This is a genomic window from Bartonella sp. B35(2025) (assembly GCF_053794465.1).
Map to the genome: position 1 here is coordinate 55121 of NZ_CP200035.1, position 16530 is coordinate 71650.

Genomic DNA, 16530 nt, shown 5'->3' on the forward strand with positions numbered 1-16530 from the left:
TATGCATATTCCTTTTATTATTTTTCTGTTATTGATTCTTGGTTTTGTTGGCTTTTATATTTCTTATATACGAGCCTGCCATCTTGAATATACACAGTGCAAGATGCACTCTCGTGCGTATTATTACGGTTGGTGGACATTTTTGATGACTGTTATTCCAGCCATTATTTTTTTAATTTTTTGGGGTGGTGGAAGTACAATTTATTTGGAGTATAGCGCTCTGCGGGAGATTGGGGCGTATAGTCTGTACAGCACTGAGGTTTTTAATCATGATTTTGTTTGGGAAACTATTTGCAATCTGGTTAAAATTATTCATCACTTTGAGGGAGATATTGCTACCGCTTCTTATGAAGAAGTACGGGCACAATTATTTGCAAAGGGGTTTGCTTTACCTAATGAAGCACCAGATGATGTACTAAGAATAGCACAGTTATGGTCCACTTCTTCTAAAAAGTTGCAATTTATTGGTCATAGTTTGCTTTTTATAATTGCGTTATGTGGCTTTATTTGTGGGATTATACAAATTGCTCCACATCAGCGTGCTCGTAATAAAGTTGAATGTTTCATTGTTATTGCGTTGATTTGTGCATCCACAGTTGCGGTTTTTACAACAGTAGGCATAGCATTCTCTATGTTTTTTCAGACGATAAGTTTTTTTCAGTCTGTATCTTTTGCAAATTTCTTTTTTGGAACAGTCTGGGATCCACGCTTTTCAGCTAGCGGTTTAGGAGAAGAAGTAGGGCAATTTGGTTTAGTACCACTTCTTGCAGGCACACTTTATATTGCATTCGTAGCAATGCTTTTTGCTGTTCCTATTGGATTATTTTCAGCTATTTACATGGCTGAGTATGCTTCTGCTCGATTACGATCAATTGTGAAGCCGTTGTTGGAAGTACTTGCTGGTATTCCAACCATTGTTTATGGTTTTTTTGCTTTGAAGATTGTAGGGCCATTTTTACGGGATCTCTCTATTTCTCTTTCTGGTGGTACTGGTTTTATTATGGCTCAAAGTGTTTTGACAGCTGGTTTCGTGATGGGAATTATGTTGATTCCTTTTGTTTCTTCTTTATCAGATGATGTTATTACAGCTGTCCCACGTTTTTTGCGCGAGGGGTCTTATGGTTTAGGAGCAACACAATCTGAAACAATTAAAAAAATAGTTATACCGGCAGCACTTCCAGGGATTATGGGAGCAATTTTGTTAACGGCATCACGTGCAATCGGAGAAACGATGATCGTAGTTTTAGCAGCGGGTGTTGCGGCAAATTTAACTCTTAATCCATTTGAAGCGATGACTACAATGACAGTTAAAATTGTTAATCAATTGACGGGTGATTTTGAATTTAATTCTCCACAAACTCTTGTAGCTTTTGCTTTGGGGATGACACTCTTTTTTATAACTCTTGTGATCAATATCTTTGCTCTTTATATCGTGCGTAAATATCGGGAACAATATGAATGAATAAGGTTTTTCTTTCGCATCGTCGTAATATTGGCCTTAGACGTCGATATTGGGCTGAACGTCGTTTTCGTATGTATGGTTTTATTGCTATTTTGATTGGTTTGTTTTTTTTGTCTATTCTTTTGTGGTCTATTATCAGGCAGGGTTATACAGCTTTTATTCATAGCGAAATGGCATTATTAGTTTATTTGGATGAAGAGATCATTGATCCAAGTGGTCAACGTGAGGTAAATCCGCAGGTGTTAATAACTGCAAATTATCCGATTCTTGTCCGTAATGCTTTGATAAAAAAGCTTGATTTAGATCAAAATGATAAAGCATCATTACGAGATGTTAACCGCATGTTTTCACACAGTGTACGTGTTCAATTGCGCAAAATGGTGACACAGAATCCAAAACTGATTGGAACAACACAGAAAATCAAAGTTCTAGCAGCAGCAGATATTGATTCTGCTTATAAAGGGCAGATTGATTTGTGTGTATCAGAAAGAAATCGCAAAGTCTCTAATCGCCAGATAGAGTGGATGAAACGTTTGTCTCATGATGGTACACTTTACCAAACCTTTAATTTTGGTTTTTTTACATTTGGTGCTTCAAGTCGTGCTGAGACTTCGGGATTAGGTGTTGCAATAATTGGCTCTTTTTACATGATAGCCATAGTTTTGATATTTTCGCTACCAATAGGGATAGCTACAGCCCTTTATCTTGAAGAATATTCACGAAAAAATAAATTTATAGATCTTATCGAGGTTAATATCAATAACCTTGCAGCTGTTCCTTCAATTGTTTTTGGTCTTTTGGGGTTAGCTGTTTTTATTAATTTTTTTGGGCTACCGCGTTCAGCATCTTTTGTTGGTGGTCTTGTTTTGGTTCTTATGACACTACCAACGATTATTATTGCGACACGTTCTGCTTTGCGAGCTGTTCCTCTTTCTATTCGTGCAGCAGCTTTAGGGCTGGGAGCATCAAAGACACAGGTAGTTTTTCATCATGTTGTTCCTTTGGCTGCGCCTGGTATTTTAACTGGTACAATTATTGGTGTGGCTCAGGCTCTAGGTGAAACTGCACCTTTACTTTTGATCGGAATGGTTGCTTTTGTTGTGAATATTCCTGCTACACCAATGGATCCAGCAACAGCTTTGCCTGTACAAATTTTTATGTGGGCGGGTGAAGCAGAGCGCGCTTTTGTTGAAAAGACATCTGGCGCTATCATCGTATTAATGTTTTTTCTCGCTGTTATGAATATTTCTGCTATCTTTTTACGTCGGCGATTTGAACGGCGATGGTAACTTCGATAAGATTTGTATCTTAAAGTAAGATGAGTTTTGTAATGAAGATTAAAATGCGTGGTCAGGATGTGAGGGTTTTTTATGGAGATAAAGAGGCATTGCATGGAATTACTCTTGATATCCCTGAACATCAAGTTACAGCTTTAATTGGCCCTTCAGGTTGCGGAAAATCGACATTTTTGCGTTGTTTTAACCGTATGAATGATACAATTGAAGGTGCTAAAATAACGGGTTTTATTACTTTAGATGGGGAAAATATTTATGATCCACGAATTGATGTTGTGGAATTGCGTGCGCGTGTTGGGATGGTTTTCCAAAAACCTAGCCCTTTTCCAAAATCTATTTTTGATAATGTTGCTTATGGACCACGTATTCATGGTTTAGTCAAATCACGTGCTGAATTGCATGATGTGGTTGAAAAAAGTTTAAGACAGGCAGGTTTATTTGAAGAGGTAAAAGATCGTCTTCATGAAGCGGGGACAAGTTTATCAGGAGGACAACAACAGCGCTTGTGTATTGCACGTGCTATTGCGGTTAGTCCTGAAGTTATTTTGATGGATGAGCCTTGTTCAGCTCTTGATCCAATTGCAACGGCGCGTATTGAAGAGCTGATCGATGCATTACGGCAAAATTATACAATCGTCATTGTAACACATTCAATGCAGCAAGCAGCACGTGTTTCTCAATATACTGCTATGTTTCATCTGGGGCATTTGGTGGAAGTTGGTGCAACTGAAATGATATTCACATCACCAAAAGAGCAATATACGCAAGATTATATTACCGGGCGTTTTGGATAGGCGAATTGAGGAGTATAGGATATGTCTATGAACCATACTGTCCGTTCTTATGATGCAGAACTAGAATATTTGAAAGCAAAGATTACGGCAATGGGGAAGCATGCGGAAAGAATGATTGAGCGTTCTGTAGCATCGATTGTGTGTAATGATCTTCAGCTTGCTTCTACAGTTATTACCGATGATTTATTTTTGGATGAAGCAGAACGCGATATTGATGAGAAAGCGATTACCATTATTTGCAAACGCCAGCCGATGGCTGTTGATTTGCGTGAAATTGTTGGCGCCATTCGCATTTCTTCTGATCTTGAGCGGATTGGCGATATGGCTAAAAATATTGCTAAGCGGACAGTTGTTATTTCAGAAACACGTCAATCCACAGCTTTTTATTGTGGGTTTGAAACGATTACAGCTTTGGCACTCAATCAGTTAAAGGAGGTATTAAGTGCTTATACTAGCCGCTTATTGAATCGTGTTGATGCGGTACGTGAACGTGATGGTAAAATTGATGCTCTGTATACCTCTCTTTTCCGTGAGCTTTTGACTTATATGATGGAAGATATGCGTAATATTACGGTTTGTACACATTTACTCTTTTGTATAAAAAATATTGAACGAATTGGTGATCATGTTACAAATATTGCTGAAACATTGCATTATATCATAACAGGTTACCATATGGATTTTGAGCGTCCTCGCGATGATCTTACATATAAAGTTGGGGTAGATGAGAAGAAAATAGATTAAGATTTTGTCTTTAAAATGCATAAAAGTGATTTTGCTATTAAAGATAAGAAATATTGGTTACTTTTTTACAATATAGCTGTGATAGAAACATTTTCACTATAGGTAATAGTGGAGAAGTGAATAGGTTTTTACTAAATACCTATAAAAAAACTAACAAAAAGTGCTGAGATTGGTTCTGTAAGTCGTGGTCAATTGATTGGCTTGGCTAAAAAATTGAGAATGATTGGTTTTATTAAAGAGACTGAAAGTACTCTTCTTTTTGCTTTACTGGATATGAGCTTCAATATCTTCATTCTAGAAAAGTGGGATTCTCATTATTTTTGAAAGCAACAAATGACTTAGTTTAGAAATTTGTTGTAGTTTTAAACGCGTTAGTTATTTACTTTCATATCCTTATGATTATAATTTTATTATTATGAAAGATTCTAGTAATTTTAAATGCTATCCAGTGCACAACTCAGGTAACGGCGTCATAGCGGTTTGTGATATTAATTTTCGTATTTTATTGCTTGGTATCACGAGCTTAAGCGAAAAGCTGATGAAGTACTGGAAGTTCAGGAAAAGCAAGAGAAGCTTTGCATTATTTTAGAAGATTAGTGCGGCATATTAAATATTCTTATGCATTAATTTAAGTTACATCGCTTACATTATCTAATATCTGTAAATATAAGATAATGTTATCATTTGCAATTTTTTAGCCAGAAAAAACCTCTGTTTAATCATTTCATAAAAGCTTGTAATGGGAAGAATCTGTATATTAGTAATTTCAATATTGATATAGAAAGTTTTAGTGCTTAAGCGGGGGATAATTCTTAATTTTGATAATACATATTTATAAATTTTTAGACCAGATACTAAGCAAATTTATAAATTTTCAAGTACTAAATTTTTCATAGTTTAGCAAAGTTTTTTATACATTTTCTAAACTGTTTTATCGTATGTGCAATTATTGGACAGTGTTAACAAGTATAATGCTTTTTTAGTAATTTACTAATGATAGTAAGATTGATTGAATTTGCACAGCTTATGAAGAGATTAATGCTTTGAATTAAGGATTTTTTATTTCACATAATTATATTTTAATTACTGCCCATGTTAAGAATTTACTAAGCGATAATAATTAACAGTATATTTTTTTAAAGATGTATTGGAAATTCGTTTAAATTTTAAATGCTTTTGGGATATAGGAATATATTATATGAGATGAAAAAAGATTTTTGGATTATTTTTATCATCTACTGTATAATGCCGTTGGTTATCGTGGGTTGTGCTGCAGATCATTTCCGTTTTGGAAAAGTAAATAATAATAAAAAAATGAAAACAGTGATATATCCATTGACAGAGCGTCAATGTCTTATGCGGGCGATGTATTTTGAATCAAATCGTACAAGCCGTGAAGGAATGATTGCAGTTGGAACAGTTGTTATGAATCGCGTTAATTCCACTGCTTATCCAAAAACGATTTGTGGTGTTGTTGGTCAGCACAAGCAGTTTGCTCCCGGTGTTTTAACACGTCCCATGACTGAACCTGCATCTGTTGCTCGTGTTAAAGAGGCAGCTGACGCTGTTTTGCACGGGGAACGGGATAAGAAAGTTAAAAATTCTATGTTTTTTCATACTGCTGGTTTATCTTTCCCTTATAAAAACATGTATTATGTTCGTATTGCGGGGGGTAATGCATTTTATGAAAAGCGAGCACGTGATGGGTCGCTTCAAGTGCCTACCAATAATCGCCCTTATGATGTTGCTTATGCTTTTGCTCAAGAACGTTCTGGTAATGTGCCAAACTTTATGGATTTCAGCTTAGATAGTGCAACAGGAGAAAAGGAAAAACAAAAGGTACCTCCTTTTATAGAGGTAGCACAGGTGAATACAATACGTAGTACACTTTCTACTGTTACACGACTTAACAAGATTCCTATCCCTACGCGTGCACCTGATCGTACAGATAAGAAAGGTGAAACAAAAATAGTTGTAGCATATACTGTACCTTCACAAAATCAATTAAATTTAATTATTGCAATGTTAGAAGAGCAGCAAAAAAAATCGGTAATTTTTCACAATTAAAAAAGGATATTAGTAATGGACCTTGACCTCCATGAGGCGATTTCGCCTGAGATGCTTAATCGTCTTGCAGAACTTACAGTAAAAGTAGGACTCAATTTACAAGAGGGGCAGGATCTTGTTTTGACTGCTCCAGTTACAGCATTACCTTTGGTTCGGCGTATTGCATATCATGCCTATAAGGTTGGTGCTGGTGTAATTACACCACTTTTTAGTGATGATGTATTATCACTTACACGTTTTGAAAATGCATACAATAGCAGTTTTGATCGTGCGCCTTCTTGGCTTTATGATGGAATAGCGAAGGCTTTTGAAAATGGGGCTGCACGTTTAGCTATCACTGGTGATGATCCTTTTTTGCTTTCTAATCAAGATTTGCATAAGGTTGCACGCTTGAATAAGGCTACTTCGATGGCTTATCAGCCTGCTCTTAAAAAAATATCAAATTTTGCCATAAATTGGTCAATAGTTGCTTATCCAACAACAGGATGGGCTGCAGCAATGTTTCCTACTTTGCCACTTAATGAAGCAATTAAAAAATTAGCTGATGCAATTTTTTCTGCTTCACGCGTTATAGAAGGTGATCCAGTGTATGTATGGAATATCCATAATACAACCTTAAAGCAACGGTCATCTTGGCTTAATGAGCAGCGTTTTTCTGCTTTGCATTTTACAGGGCCAGGTACTGATTTAACGGTTGGTTTGGCAGACGATCATGAATGGCATGGGGGGGCGTCGATTGCTCAAAATGGTGTTGTTTGTAATCCTAATATTCCAACAGAAGAGGTATTCACCACTCCTCATGCTTATAAAGTTGAAGGTTTTGTTCGTTCAACGAAGCCTCTCTCTTATCAAGGAGCATTGATTGATAATATTGAGATGCGTTTTGAAGCGGGGTGTATTGTTGATGCACGTGCTTCAAGGGGGCAGGAAGTTTTGCAACAGGTTTTACAAAGTGATGAGGGTGCAAGCAGATTGGGTGAAGTTGCTCTTGTTCCACATTCTTCTCCAATTTCTAAGAGTGATCTCCTTTTTTATAATACATTATTTGATGAAAATGCTGCATGTCATATTGCTTTAGGGCAGTGTTATTCTAAGTGCTTTTTGGGTGGTGCATCATTGACGGCGGAAGAGATTGCTGCGCGTGGTGGCAATAAAAGCATGATTCATATTGATTGGATGATTGGCTCAGGTGAAATCGATATAGATGGTATCACGCAGACTGGCATGAAAGTTCCTGTATTTCGCAAGGGTGAGTGGGCTTAGAAATTGTTGTAGTTTTAATTGTAAATGCTTAATTCTTGAGAAAATGGATGCCTGAGCTTCCTGAAGTAGAGACAGTTCGTCGTGGACTTGATTCGGTCTTGACTGGTGCAAAAATTATATCTGTTACACTTAATCGTCAAGATTTGCGGTTTCCTTTTCCGGAAGCATTTTCTGAGCGTCTTATAGGAAGGGAAATTTTAGGACTAGGGCGGCGCGCAAAATATTTATTGTTTCATCTTTCACAGGGTGAAACAATTTTGAGCCATTTAGGAATGTCAGGATCGTGGCGTATAGAAGATGATATTTTAGGGAAAAAATATTTTCCTGTGGGTAAATTGGTTGCACATGATCATTTTATTATGGATATTCAAGCAAAGAATGGTCAAGCTTATCATTTGACTTATAATGATCCTCGTCGTTTTGGATTTATGCATTTAACCGATACAGTGAAATTGTGTGAGCATCCATTTTTAAAAAAGTTAGGGCCCGAACCAACAAGTAATGTATTTTCCGGTGCTTATTTGCAAAAAGCTTTTGCTAATAAAAAAACATCTCTTAAAACAGCTTTGCTTGATCAGTCTATTATTGCTGGTCTTGGAAATATTTATGTTTGTGAAGCACTTTGGCGTAGCCATTTATCACCAAAACGTAGTGCACTTACATTGGCGCTGAAAAATGTGCGTGCACACGAATGTGCGGAATGTTTAGCACGCAATATACGCGATGTTATTACGGAAGCAATTTTTTCTGGAGGATCTTCTTTGCGTGATTATGTGCATGCAGATGGCTCACTTGGTTATTTTCAGCATTCTTTTTCAGTTTATGGGCGGGAAGGGAAAGAATGCTTACAATGTGGGGTGCCTATTGTACGTATTTTACAATCTGGGCGTTCAAGTTTTTACTGTCCACAGTGTCAAAAATGAATAAGGTGTCTTGCAAAATATTATAACGGGCTTAAAGTCATGGGAGTAATTTTCCAAAGATTGAGAGATTTTTATGCTAAATAAAGTGCTGGCACACCTTGATAAGAATATAGAAAAGAGCCTTGAACGTCTTTTTTCTCTTTTACGATTTCAATCAATTTCTACAGATTCAGCTTATAAAGATGCATGCCGTAAAACTGCTGATTGGCTAGTGAAGGATTTAAAAAGTATTGGCTTTGAAGCTTCGCGTCGTGACACACTTGGTCATCCAATGGTTGTTGGACATCATCCAGGACCTACAGATAATTGTTTGCATGTGCTTTTTTATGGGCATTATGATGTTCAACCTGTCGATCCATTGCATTTATGGGAAGACGATCCATTTGAACCTGCCTTAAAAGAACGAGATGGAGAAAAGGTCATTTGCGCCCGTGGTGCTTCAGATGATAAAGGCCAGCTCATGACATTTATTGAAGCATGTCGTGCATTTAAATATGAGACAGGCCAACTTCCTCTTAAGGTTACTATTTTATTAGAAGGTGAAGAAGAAAGCGGTTCTCCTTCACTTATTCCTTTTTTGAAAGCAAATATTAATGAACTTAAGGCTGATTGTGCATTGGTTTGTGATACGTCAATGTGGGATAAAGATACACCATCAATTGCTATTGGTCTTCGAGGAATTTTAGGAGAAGAGATTATTATTACGGCAGCAAATTGTGATTTACATTCTGGTTATTTTGGAGGCGCGGCTGCCAACCCCATTCGTATTTTAGCTAAAATTCTAGGAGGTCTTCATGATGAAGAAGGTCGGGTAACTCTTCCTGGATTTTATGATGGTGTGGAAGAAACATCTCCAGAAATTTTGCAATCATGGAATGAACTTGGTTGTAATGCTGAGACATTTTTAGGTTCTATAGGTCTTTCTATTTCTTCTGGTGAAAAAGGACGAAGTATTTTAGAACAAATATGGGCTCGTCCTACAGCGGAAATTAATGGTATTAGCGGGGGATATGAAGGTGAGGGGATTAAAACAGTTATTGCTTCTCAGGCAAGTGCAAAAGTTTCTTTTCGTTTAGTGCATAAACAAAATCCAGAAAAAATACGTCAGGCCTTTCGTGATTATGTATACCGCTTTATTCCTGCTGATTGCACGGTTACATTTAAAGAACATGGTGCTTCTCCAGCTATTCAGCTTTCTTATAATTCATCTTTTATTGAAGCAGCAAAAGATGCGTTATCACAAGAATGGGGGACTCCTGCTTTGTTGACTGCTATGGGTGGTTCTATTCCAATCGTTGGAGATTTTCGATCAATTCTTGATATGGAAACTGTTTTGGTTGGATTTGCATTAGCTGATGACCGTATTCATTCGCCTAATGAAAAATATAATCTAAAATCATTTCATAAAGGACAGCGGTCCTGGGTACGTATTCTTGCAACTTTAGCAAAAATAGGAGGATAGATGGCAGAGATTCGTGTTCATCAAGGTGATTTACCAAATTTGGATAATTATAAAATTGATGCTGTTGCGGTTGATACTGAAACTTTAGGATTGCAACCACACCGTGATCGTTTATGCGTTGTTCAGCTTTCTTCTGGAAATGGTACTGCTGATGTTATTCAAATCGCAAAAGGGCAGAAAAATGCTCCTAATTTGGTAAAATTGCTTAAAGATAATGCAATTACTAAAATATTTCATTTTGGACGTTTTGATCTTGCTATTTTAGCACATACATTTGGTGTTATGCCAGACATCGTTTTTTGTACAAAGATTGCCTCAAAACTCACTCGTACTTACACGGATCGTCATGGATTGAAGGAAATTTGTAGTGAATTGTTGAATATTAATATTTCTAAGCAGCAACAATCATCAGATTGGGCAGCAGAAACTTTATCGCGTGCACAGATTGAATATGCAGCATCGGATGTTTTATATTTGCATCGTTTAAAAAGTGTATTTGAAGAACGTTTAAGGCGTGAAGAGAGAGAAGATATTGCGAAGGCATGTTTTCAATTTTTACCTATGAGGGCAAAGCTTGATCTTTTGGGATGGCCAGAAGCTGATATTTTTGCACATAGCTGAACTTAAAAATTTGCTTTTTAAGCTGAGAATAGAGAGGTACAAAAATATCTATATGTTATAGAATTTTCGCTTCTCTATTCTCTTAATTTAGCTTTTATTAGTGCTTATGGTAAATTTTTGTATGGTGGATACTGTTTAAGTTGAAGATCGTACAAGAAAATATATTTATAAATATGTATTTTTTGTGCTTGTGATAATCTTTTTCTAAATTTGATTAAAAAAGGAAGCAGACAATTATACTGATTGATGGTGTTATCAGCAGATAAAATATAAGCAATAAATTTTGTATCGAAGATTTTGTATATGTAATATTCCTAAAATAGAGTTAGGTAATGTAGGATAAAATATCACTGCTAGAGAAAATAAGTTAGCACACCCGTGTAGCTTGATTTATATCTAAGTATGTGTTAGTTAGCAAATTAGTGATTTTTTTTGTTATTCTGGCTTAAAAATTTCTATTTTAAAAATCAAAACATTACAAAAATCTCATTTTGAGAAATATCTTTAATCCTTTCTATGGAAATTTAAAATTGAGCACTATGTTAAATACATTATGGATCTTTAATAGAAAGGTAAATCTATGAACATGAAATATTTTATTACGGCCTTTGTTATCGCTATGATTTACGCTGCTCAAGGAACAAGTCTTATAGCAGCACAGAGGTTAGCTCTTGATATGTCCTCTACTGTTTCTTCTAAAAATTTTCAAGTAAATTTTGTTGATAAAGAACTGCAAGCATCTGTTGATGTTATGCCTGTAGCGTTTCCAGGTAAGAAGAAAAATTTCTCAAAACCTCAAGGCAAAGTAGGACGACCAAGGTTATCTGCACGAAATCCAATGGGTTTTTAATAAATAGCCAATAGGTTTTAAATAAATAAAGAGTCCACTCCAAGAAGTATGATTTACTCTTAATAAGGAGTTAAATTTTGAGGAGTGGATTTTTTTTATTAGCTTAGAAGTAAAATCGAGTGAGCATGAAGTCTGTTTGTATCTTTGATTGTAATTCAGATTTGTGGTGGCTAATAGTATTTTTTGAAATAGAGGTATCTAGAATTCAGTAAGGTGATTATCAAAGTATGATAGCAGATTTGCAAATAGTTAAAAATTTTATGATTTTATAGCTATGTGATCTGCAGAATGCAGTTTTTGTAAATTTAAAATACTATAAGTACCTGTTTTTAAGATATTTTTATTTCTTATTGTATGTTTTTCAAACATACAAGGAGCGCTTTTATTTTTTTTACGCGTTAGTATTGATCATCTTTTCGGATTGATTAGTGATCAAAGGGGTGGCTTTTTGAGTTGAATTGAGATTAAGATTTTGGGGGGGAAGTTATCTTATTTTTAAGGGGATTATGCTTATATTTTCTTGCGCGAAGATTGTTTTAAGTATGTTATAATATGTATTGTGGTGGTGATTTTTAGGTATTTATATTAGGCTTGGTTTAAGGAAGCACAAAAGGTAGTTTGTAAGCTTATTTTACAAAATTATGCAAATATTCTGAAAAATGATTTTTGAAAAGCTGAGAGAGTGATAGGGGATGTACAAAGTAGCAGATTGTATTTCAATAAAATGATCAATGCGAAAATTGTTTTCGTATTTAAGAAAAAATGGATTAGGGGAGATTGGACGTGTATGATTTTTTGAAAATCATGTTACATTCTATATGATTGCTGGTGTTATCTATATCTGAAATAGGATTTTCTTTTGAATTATGATAGAGCAATCAAACAAGTTAAATGTTACTTTTCAGTAATCAGATAATGAAATCCAAATATATTTTCTATATACATTTTGGTTGAAATACTACACTTAAAAATATTCATAATATGTCTTACACATGAAATATTGTTGTTCAGATTTTAGTGAAAATTCATAGAAAATAAAATTGAATTGAACGAAAAGATTAACAATTATCTGTATTGGTGTAGTTTACAGATAGCCATTTATTACAGATTTACTTATTTAAAGAGCGTATCTTTGATAGGATCTTGATTTTTTTATAAGTGTATCATTTTTACTACAGATATCTGCAATTGGAGCCCTATATGAGGCCACATATTCAAATATCAGCTATTGGAGAAAAATGATGAATAAAAAATGGTTAGTGACTGCTTCTGCTTTTGCTTTTATTTCAGCTTCTGCAGCACTGGCTGCAGATGTTATGGTTCCTTTAGAACCATCACCAATTGCACCAGTTATTGTCGCTCCTACTTTTTCTTGGACAGGTTTTTATTTTGGTGGTCAGATTGGTGGTTTTTCGAGCAAGACTAACATGAATATTTCCAATAAAGATAAAAATGTTTTAATTAATGAAGATTTTCTACCTAAACTATCAGGTTTTATGGGTGGTTTTTATGTGGGTTCTAATGTTGATCTCGGTAGTGGTCTTATTTTGGGTGTTGATACAGATATTGTTTGGTCTAATAAAAGTGATACTAAAACAGGGAAAACATATACAATTGCGAGAGATCAGATCGGATATGTTGAGAAAATACTGAAAGAGACTGGGGTGAATATTGGTAAAGATGTAATAAAAGAGGGTGATAAACGAGCTAGCGGTTTCACTATTAAAGGAAAGTGGGCGGGTGCTACACGAGTGCGCATTGGTTTTGCTGCTGATCGTATTATGCCTTATATTGCAGGTGGTGTTGCTTACACGCAGCTTCAAAATATATTATCAATATTGGTAACACAAAAAAATAATGATCACGTAATTGCTTCTGGTAATCTATCAGATGAAAAAAAGTCGCTAGTTGGCTATGTTTTGGGTGCTGGTATTGATCTGGCAATGGCTGATAATGTGATTATGCGTGCAGAATATCGTTACTCAGATTTTGGTAAAAAGAAATTCGCACGTGATACACATGAAATTAGCTATAAGACTAATGATTTCCGTGTTGGTGTAGCATACAAATTTTAATTTATTGTATAATTGAATTGCTAGGAGGCTTTGTTTTTACAGAGCCTCTATTTTTACAACTGTGTTATTTTTGCTACAGATTTTTTTTATATAGTCGTGTAGCTTCTAATGCATAAGTTAATTAGGAGCAAAATGTATGAATAAAAAATATTTAATGATGACTTCTATTGTTTCTTTGATTTCAGCTTCTATAGTACAGGCTGCGGATATTGTAGTTCCCCATAAAGAAGCTGCACCAGCTGTTGTTGTACCTTCTTGGTCAGGTTTTTATCTTGGTGGTCAAATTGGTAATTTTGCAAGTAAAGTTGAGATAAAGGATTTTAATAAGGAAACTGGAATTCTGAGTAAAGATAAGACACCTCATCCTTCAGGTTTTATGGGTGGAATTTATGCAGGTTACAATATAGGTCTTGGAAATAGTTTCATACTTGGGATTGAAACGGATGTAATTGCAGTTGGTAAGAAAGATACAAAAACGGTTTTTGCAAAAGATTTTGAGGATGATCCTACAGCTCAGGATATGAATCAGCGATTTGAAGATTCTGGTGTTCATTTGAGTGAAGATGATAAATTTACACAGGAAGACTCAGGATTTGGTACTTTTACTTATAAAGAGAAATGGTCTAGTGCAACGCGGGTGCGTGTTGGTTTTGGGGCAGCTAATCATATTATGCCTTATGTTGCTGGTGGTGTTGCCTATGCACAGATGGAAGGTATTTTTATAATTACAGGACAAAAACAAGAAAGGAATGGTCAGGCAGTTAAAACAATTAAAACAATCTCTGCTAATATATATGATGACACAACTACAATGGTCGGTTACACCGTTGGTGGTGGTGTTGATTTTGCGATGGCTGATAATATTATATTGCGTGCAGAGTATCGCTATTCAGATTTTGGTAAAAAGAAATTTAAAAAGGATCAAGCTGAATTTAAATATAAGACCAATGATTTCCGTGTTGGTGTAGCATACAAATTCTAATTGACTGCAAAATCAAATTATTAAGAGGCCCTGTTAAAGACAGGGCTTTGTTTTTTTTATAATTGTATCATTTTTACTACAGATTTTTTTTTATATTTGTGTCACCATACAGAAGTAATTAGGAGCAAATTTATGAGTAAAAAATGTTTAATGGCGACTGCACTTGTTGCTTTAATTTCAATTTCTACAGTGCAAGCTGTCAATGCTGGGATTTCTCGTGGGGTGGCCGCTTCGGTTGTTGCTGTTCCTGAATTCTCTTGGTCAGGTTTTTATTTTGGTGGTCAAGTTGGTAACTTTGCGAGTGGAATTGAAATAAGAAATTTTAATAAAAAAATAGAAGTTGTTAGTAAAGATAAAGCTCCTCATCCTTCAGGTTTTGTAGGTGGTATTTATGCAGGTTCTAATATAGATCTTGGAGATAATTTCATTCTTGGGGTTGAAACGGATGTAGTTTTGGCTGGTCGAGAAGACTCAAAAATGATTTATTTAGAGAATCTTACTAATGAGAGTGCGAATGAGCTTAATAAGCAACTTATAGAAGCTGGCGTTCAGTTGTCTGTTTTGGATAAGTTTGTATCGAATGATACAGGATCTGCTTCTTTTACTTATAAAGAGAAATGGTCTGGTGCAACGCGGGTACGTGTTGGTTTTACAGTAGCTGATTATATTATGCCTTATGTTGTTGGCGGTGTTGCTTATACGCATATAGAAGGTTTCTCTACGATTTCAGGAACATATTACAATCCACCAAATAAGAAAATTTCTGCTAAGGTAGATTATGGTACAATGACAGTAATTGGTTATACTGTTGGTGGTGGTGTTGATTTTGCAATGACTGATAATGTTATATTGCGTGCGGAGTATCGTTACTCAGATTTTGGTAAAAAGAAATTCAAAAAGGATCAAGCTGAATTCAAATATGAGACCAATAATTTCCGTGTTGGTGTAGCATACAAATTCTAATTGACTGCAAAATCAAATTGCTAGTTAGGAAGCTCTGTTCAAGACAGGGCTTTATTTTTTATAATTGTATCATTTTTGCTACAGATTTTTTTGTATATCTATGTCAAAGTATGCGACATTAATTAGGAGCAAAACTTATGAATATAAAACATTTAATGGCAACTTCTTTTATCACTTTGATTCCAGCTTCTGTAGCACAGGCTGCAGACATCGTAGTTCCTCATGAAGTAGCTGCACCAGCTGTTGTTATCCCTGCATTTTCTTGGACAGGCTTTTATTTTGGTGGTCAAGTTGGTCATTTTTCAAGTAAAGTTGAAATGAGCAATTTTAATAAAGAGGTTGGGGTTATAAGTAAAGATAAAACACCTCATCCTTCAGGTCTTGTGGGTGGTGTTTATGCAGGTTCCAATATAGATCTTGGAAATAATGTCATCTTGGGTATTGAAACAGACGCAGTTTTGGCTGGTAGAGAAGACACAAAAATAATTTTTTCAAATGTTCTTGATGCTAATGGTGCTAAGAATTTTAATAAACAACTTGCAGAGGTTGGTATTAAGTTAAATGATAATGATAAATTTCAGGTTGGTGATAAGGTAATCGGTTCTTTTACTTATAAAGAGAAATGGTCTGGTGCTACACGGGTACGTGTCGGTTTTTCAGTTGTTGATTATATTATACCTTATGTCGCTGGTGGGGTTGCTTATGCACAGATGGAAGGTACTTCCATAGTCGTGGGAACAAAAGTAAGAGCAAATGCAGCAGATTTGGCAAATGTAAAAACTAAAGTAGCTTCTGCTGAGACGGATTATGATGCAGTAACGATGGTTGGTTACACTGTTGGTGGTGGTGTTGATTTCGCAATGACTGATAATGTTGTGCTGCGTGCGGAGTATCGTTACTCAGATTTTGGTAAAAAGAAGTTCAAAAAGGATCAAGTTGAATTTAAATATAAAACCAATGATTTTCGTGTTGGTGTAGCGTATAAATTCTAAGTTAAGATAAAATTAAGTTACTTAAGAGGCTCCGTTT

The 16530-nt window shown here is 35.4% G+C and carries 14 protein-coding genes; all 14 read left to right on the forward strand.

What is annotated here, in order from left to right; translation table 11 throughout:
- Window position 1: 1 nt before the first annotated feature.
- The 14 genes from pstC to V4P56_RS00320 all read left to right on the forward strand — a co-directional run bounded on the left by pstC (window position 2) and on the right by V4P56_RS00320 (window position 16493).
- Window positions 2–1462 (forward strand): phosphate ABC transporter permease subunit PstC, encoded by a 1461-nt coding sequence (gene pstC, locus V4P56_RS00255; RefSeq protein WP_455482114.1) that lies wholly within the window; start codon window positions 2–4, stop codon window positions 1460–1462.
- Window positions 1459–2751 (forward strand): phosphate ABC transporter permease PstA, encoded by a 1293-nt coding sequence (gene pstA / locus V4P56_RS00260; protein ID WP_455482115.1) that lies wholly within the window; start codon window positions 1459–1461, stop codon window positions 2749–2751. Before pstC ends, pstA begins: the two co-directional genes overlap by 4 nt.
- A gap of 41 nt (window positions 2752–2792) precedes the next feature.
- The gene (pstB, locus tag V4P56_RS00265) at window positions 2793–3551 is read left to right on the forward strand and encodes a phosphate ABC transporter ATP-binding protein PstB (RefSeq protein WP_455482116.1); all 759 of its coding nucleotides are present in this window, start codon (window positions 2793–2795) and stop codon (window positions 3549–3551) included.
- A 21-nt stretch (window positions 3552–3572) separates the two neighbouring features.
- Window positions 3573–4295 carry a phosphate signaling complex protein PhoU gene (gene phoU / locus V4P56_RS00270; protein WP_455482117.1) on the forward strand — a complete coding sequence of 241 codons (723 nt, stop codon included), beginning with the start codon at window positions 3573–3575 and terminating at the stop codon, window positions 4293–4295.
- Window positions 4296–5498: 1203 nt separating this feature from the next.
- Complete coding sequence (locus V4P56_RS00275) at window positions 5499–6362, forward strand: cell wall hydrolase (protein ID WP_455482118.1); 864 nt, start codon at window positions 5499–5501, stop codon at window positions 6360–6362.
- A 15-nt stretch (window positions 6363–6377) separates the two neighbouring features.
- A complete protein-coding gene (locus tag V4P56_RS00280) occupies window positions 6378–7625 on the forward strand; it encodes an aminopeptidase (RefSeq protein ID WP_455482119.1) in 1248 nt (415 codons plus the stop codon).
- A gap of 47 nt (window positions 7626–7672) precedes the next feature.
- Window positions 7673–8548: a bifunctional DNA-formamidopyrimidine glycosylase/DNA-(apurinic or apyrimidinic site) lyase gene (gene mutM, locus V4P56_RS00285; protein ID WP_455482120.1), complete on the forward strand. Its 876-nt coding sequence runs from the start codon at window positions 7673–7675 to the stop codon at window positions 8546–8548.
- Between the two features lie 73 nt (window positions 8549–8621).
- Window positions 8622–10010: a M20/M25/M40 family metallo-hydrolase gene (locus tag V4P56_RS00290; protein ID WP_455482121.1), complete on the forward strand. Its 1389-nt coding sequence runs from the start codon at window positions 8622–8624 to the stop codon at window positions 10008–10010.
- Complete coding sequence (locus tag V4P56_RS00295; protein ID WP_455482122.1) at window positions 10011–10631, forward strand: ribonuclease D; 621 nt, start codon at window positions 10011–10013, stop codon at window positions 10629–10631.
- A 586-nt stretch (window positions 10632–11217) separates the two neighbouring features.
- On the forward strand, window positions 11218–11481 hold the full coding sequence (locus tag V4P56_RS00300; protein WP_455482123.1) for a hypothetical protein: 264 nt from the start codon (window positions 11218–11220) through the stop codon (window positions 11479–11481).
- Between the two features lie 1241 nt (window positions 11482–12722).
- Window positions 12723–13556, forward strand: coding sequence for a porin (locus V4P56_RS00305; RefSeq protein ID WP_455482616.1), 834 nt, complete (start codon window positions 12723–12725; stop codon window positions 13554–13556).
- 136 nt (window positions 13557–13692) lie between these two features.
- The gene (locus V4P56_RS00310; protein WP_455482124.1) at window positions 13693–14538 is read left to right on the forward strand and encodes an outer membrane protein; all 846 of its coding nucleotides are present in this window, start codon (window positions 13693–13695) and stop codon (window positions 14536–14538) included.
- A 132-nt stretch (window positions 14539–14670) separates the two neighbouring features.
- On the forward strand, window positions 14671–15501 hold the full coding sequence (locus V4P56_RS00315; RefSeq protein WP_455482125.1) for an outer membrane protein: 831 nt from the start codon (window positions 14671–14673) through the stop codon (window positions 15499–15501).
- Window positions 15502–15638: 137 nt separating this feature from the next.
- On the forward strand, window positions 15639–16493 hold the full coding sequence (locus V4P56_RS00320; RefSeq protein ID WP_455482126.1) for an outer membrane protein: 855 nt from the start codon (window positions 15639–15641) through the stop codon (window positions 16491–16493).
- The last annotated feature ends 37 nt before the right edge of the window (window positions 16494–16530 follow it).

Bases quoted from the DNA above. Each gene is read 5' to 3' on its own strand.
- pstC (WP_455482114.1), top strand. From the start codon at position 2: ATGCATATTCCTTTTATTATTTTTCTGTTATTGATTCTTGGTTTTGTT.
- pstA (WP_455482115.1), top strand. From the start codon at position 1,459: ATGAATAAGGTTTTTCTTTCGCATCGTCGTAATATTGGCCTTAGACGT.
- pstB (WP_455482116.1), top strand. From the start codon at position 2,793: ATGAAGATTAAAATGCGTGGTCAGGATGTGAGGGTTTTTTATGGAGAT.
- phoU (WP_455482117.1), top strand. From the start codon at position 3,573: ATGTCTATGAACCATACTGTCCGTTCTTATGATGCAGAACTAGAATAT.
- V4P56_RS00275 (WP_455482118.1), top strand. From the start codon at position 5,499: ATGAAAAAAGATTTTTGGATTATTTTTATCATCTACTGTATAATGCCG.
- V4P56_RS00280 (WP_455482119.1), top strand. From the start codon at position 6,378: ATGGACCTTGACCTCCATGAGGCGATTTCGCCTGAGATGCTTAATCGT.
- mutM (WP_455482120.1), top strand. From the start codon at position 7,673: ATGCCTGAGCTTCCTGAAGTAGAGACAGTTCGTCGTGGACTTGATTCG.
- V4P56_RS00290 (WP_455482121.1), top strand. From the start codon at position 8,622: ATGCTAAATAAAGTGCTGGCACACCTTGATAAGAATATAGAAAAGAGC.
- V4P56_RS00295 (WP_455482122.1), top strand. From the start codon at position 10,011: ATGGCAGAGATTCGTGTTCATCAAGGTGATTTACCAAATTTGGATAAT.
- V4P56_RS00300 (WP_455482123.1), top strand. From the start codon at position 11,218: ATGAAATATTTTATTACGGCCTTTGTTATCGCTATGATTTACGCTGCT.
- V4P56_RS00305 (WP_455482616.1), top strand. From the start codon at position 12,723: ATGAATAAAAAATGGTTAGTGACTGCTTCTGCTTTTGCTTTTATTTCA.
- V4P56_RS00310 (WP_455482124.1), top strand. From the start codon at position 13,693: ATGAATAAAAAATATTTAATGATGACTTCTATTGTTTCTTTGATTTCA.
- V4P56_RS00315 (WP_455482125.1), top strand. From the start codon at position 14,671: ATGAGTAAAAAATGTTTAATGGCGACTGCACTTGTTGCTTTAATTTCA.
- V4P56_RS00320 (WP_455482126.1), top strand. From the start codon at position 15,639: ATGAATATAAAACATTTAATGGCAACTTCTTTTATCACTTTGATTCCA.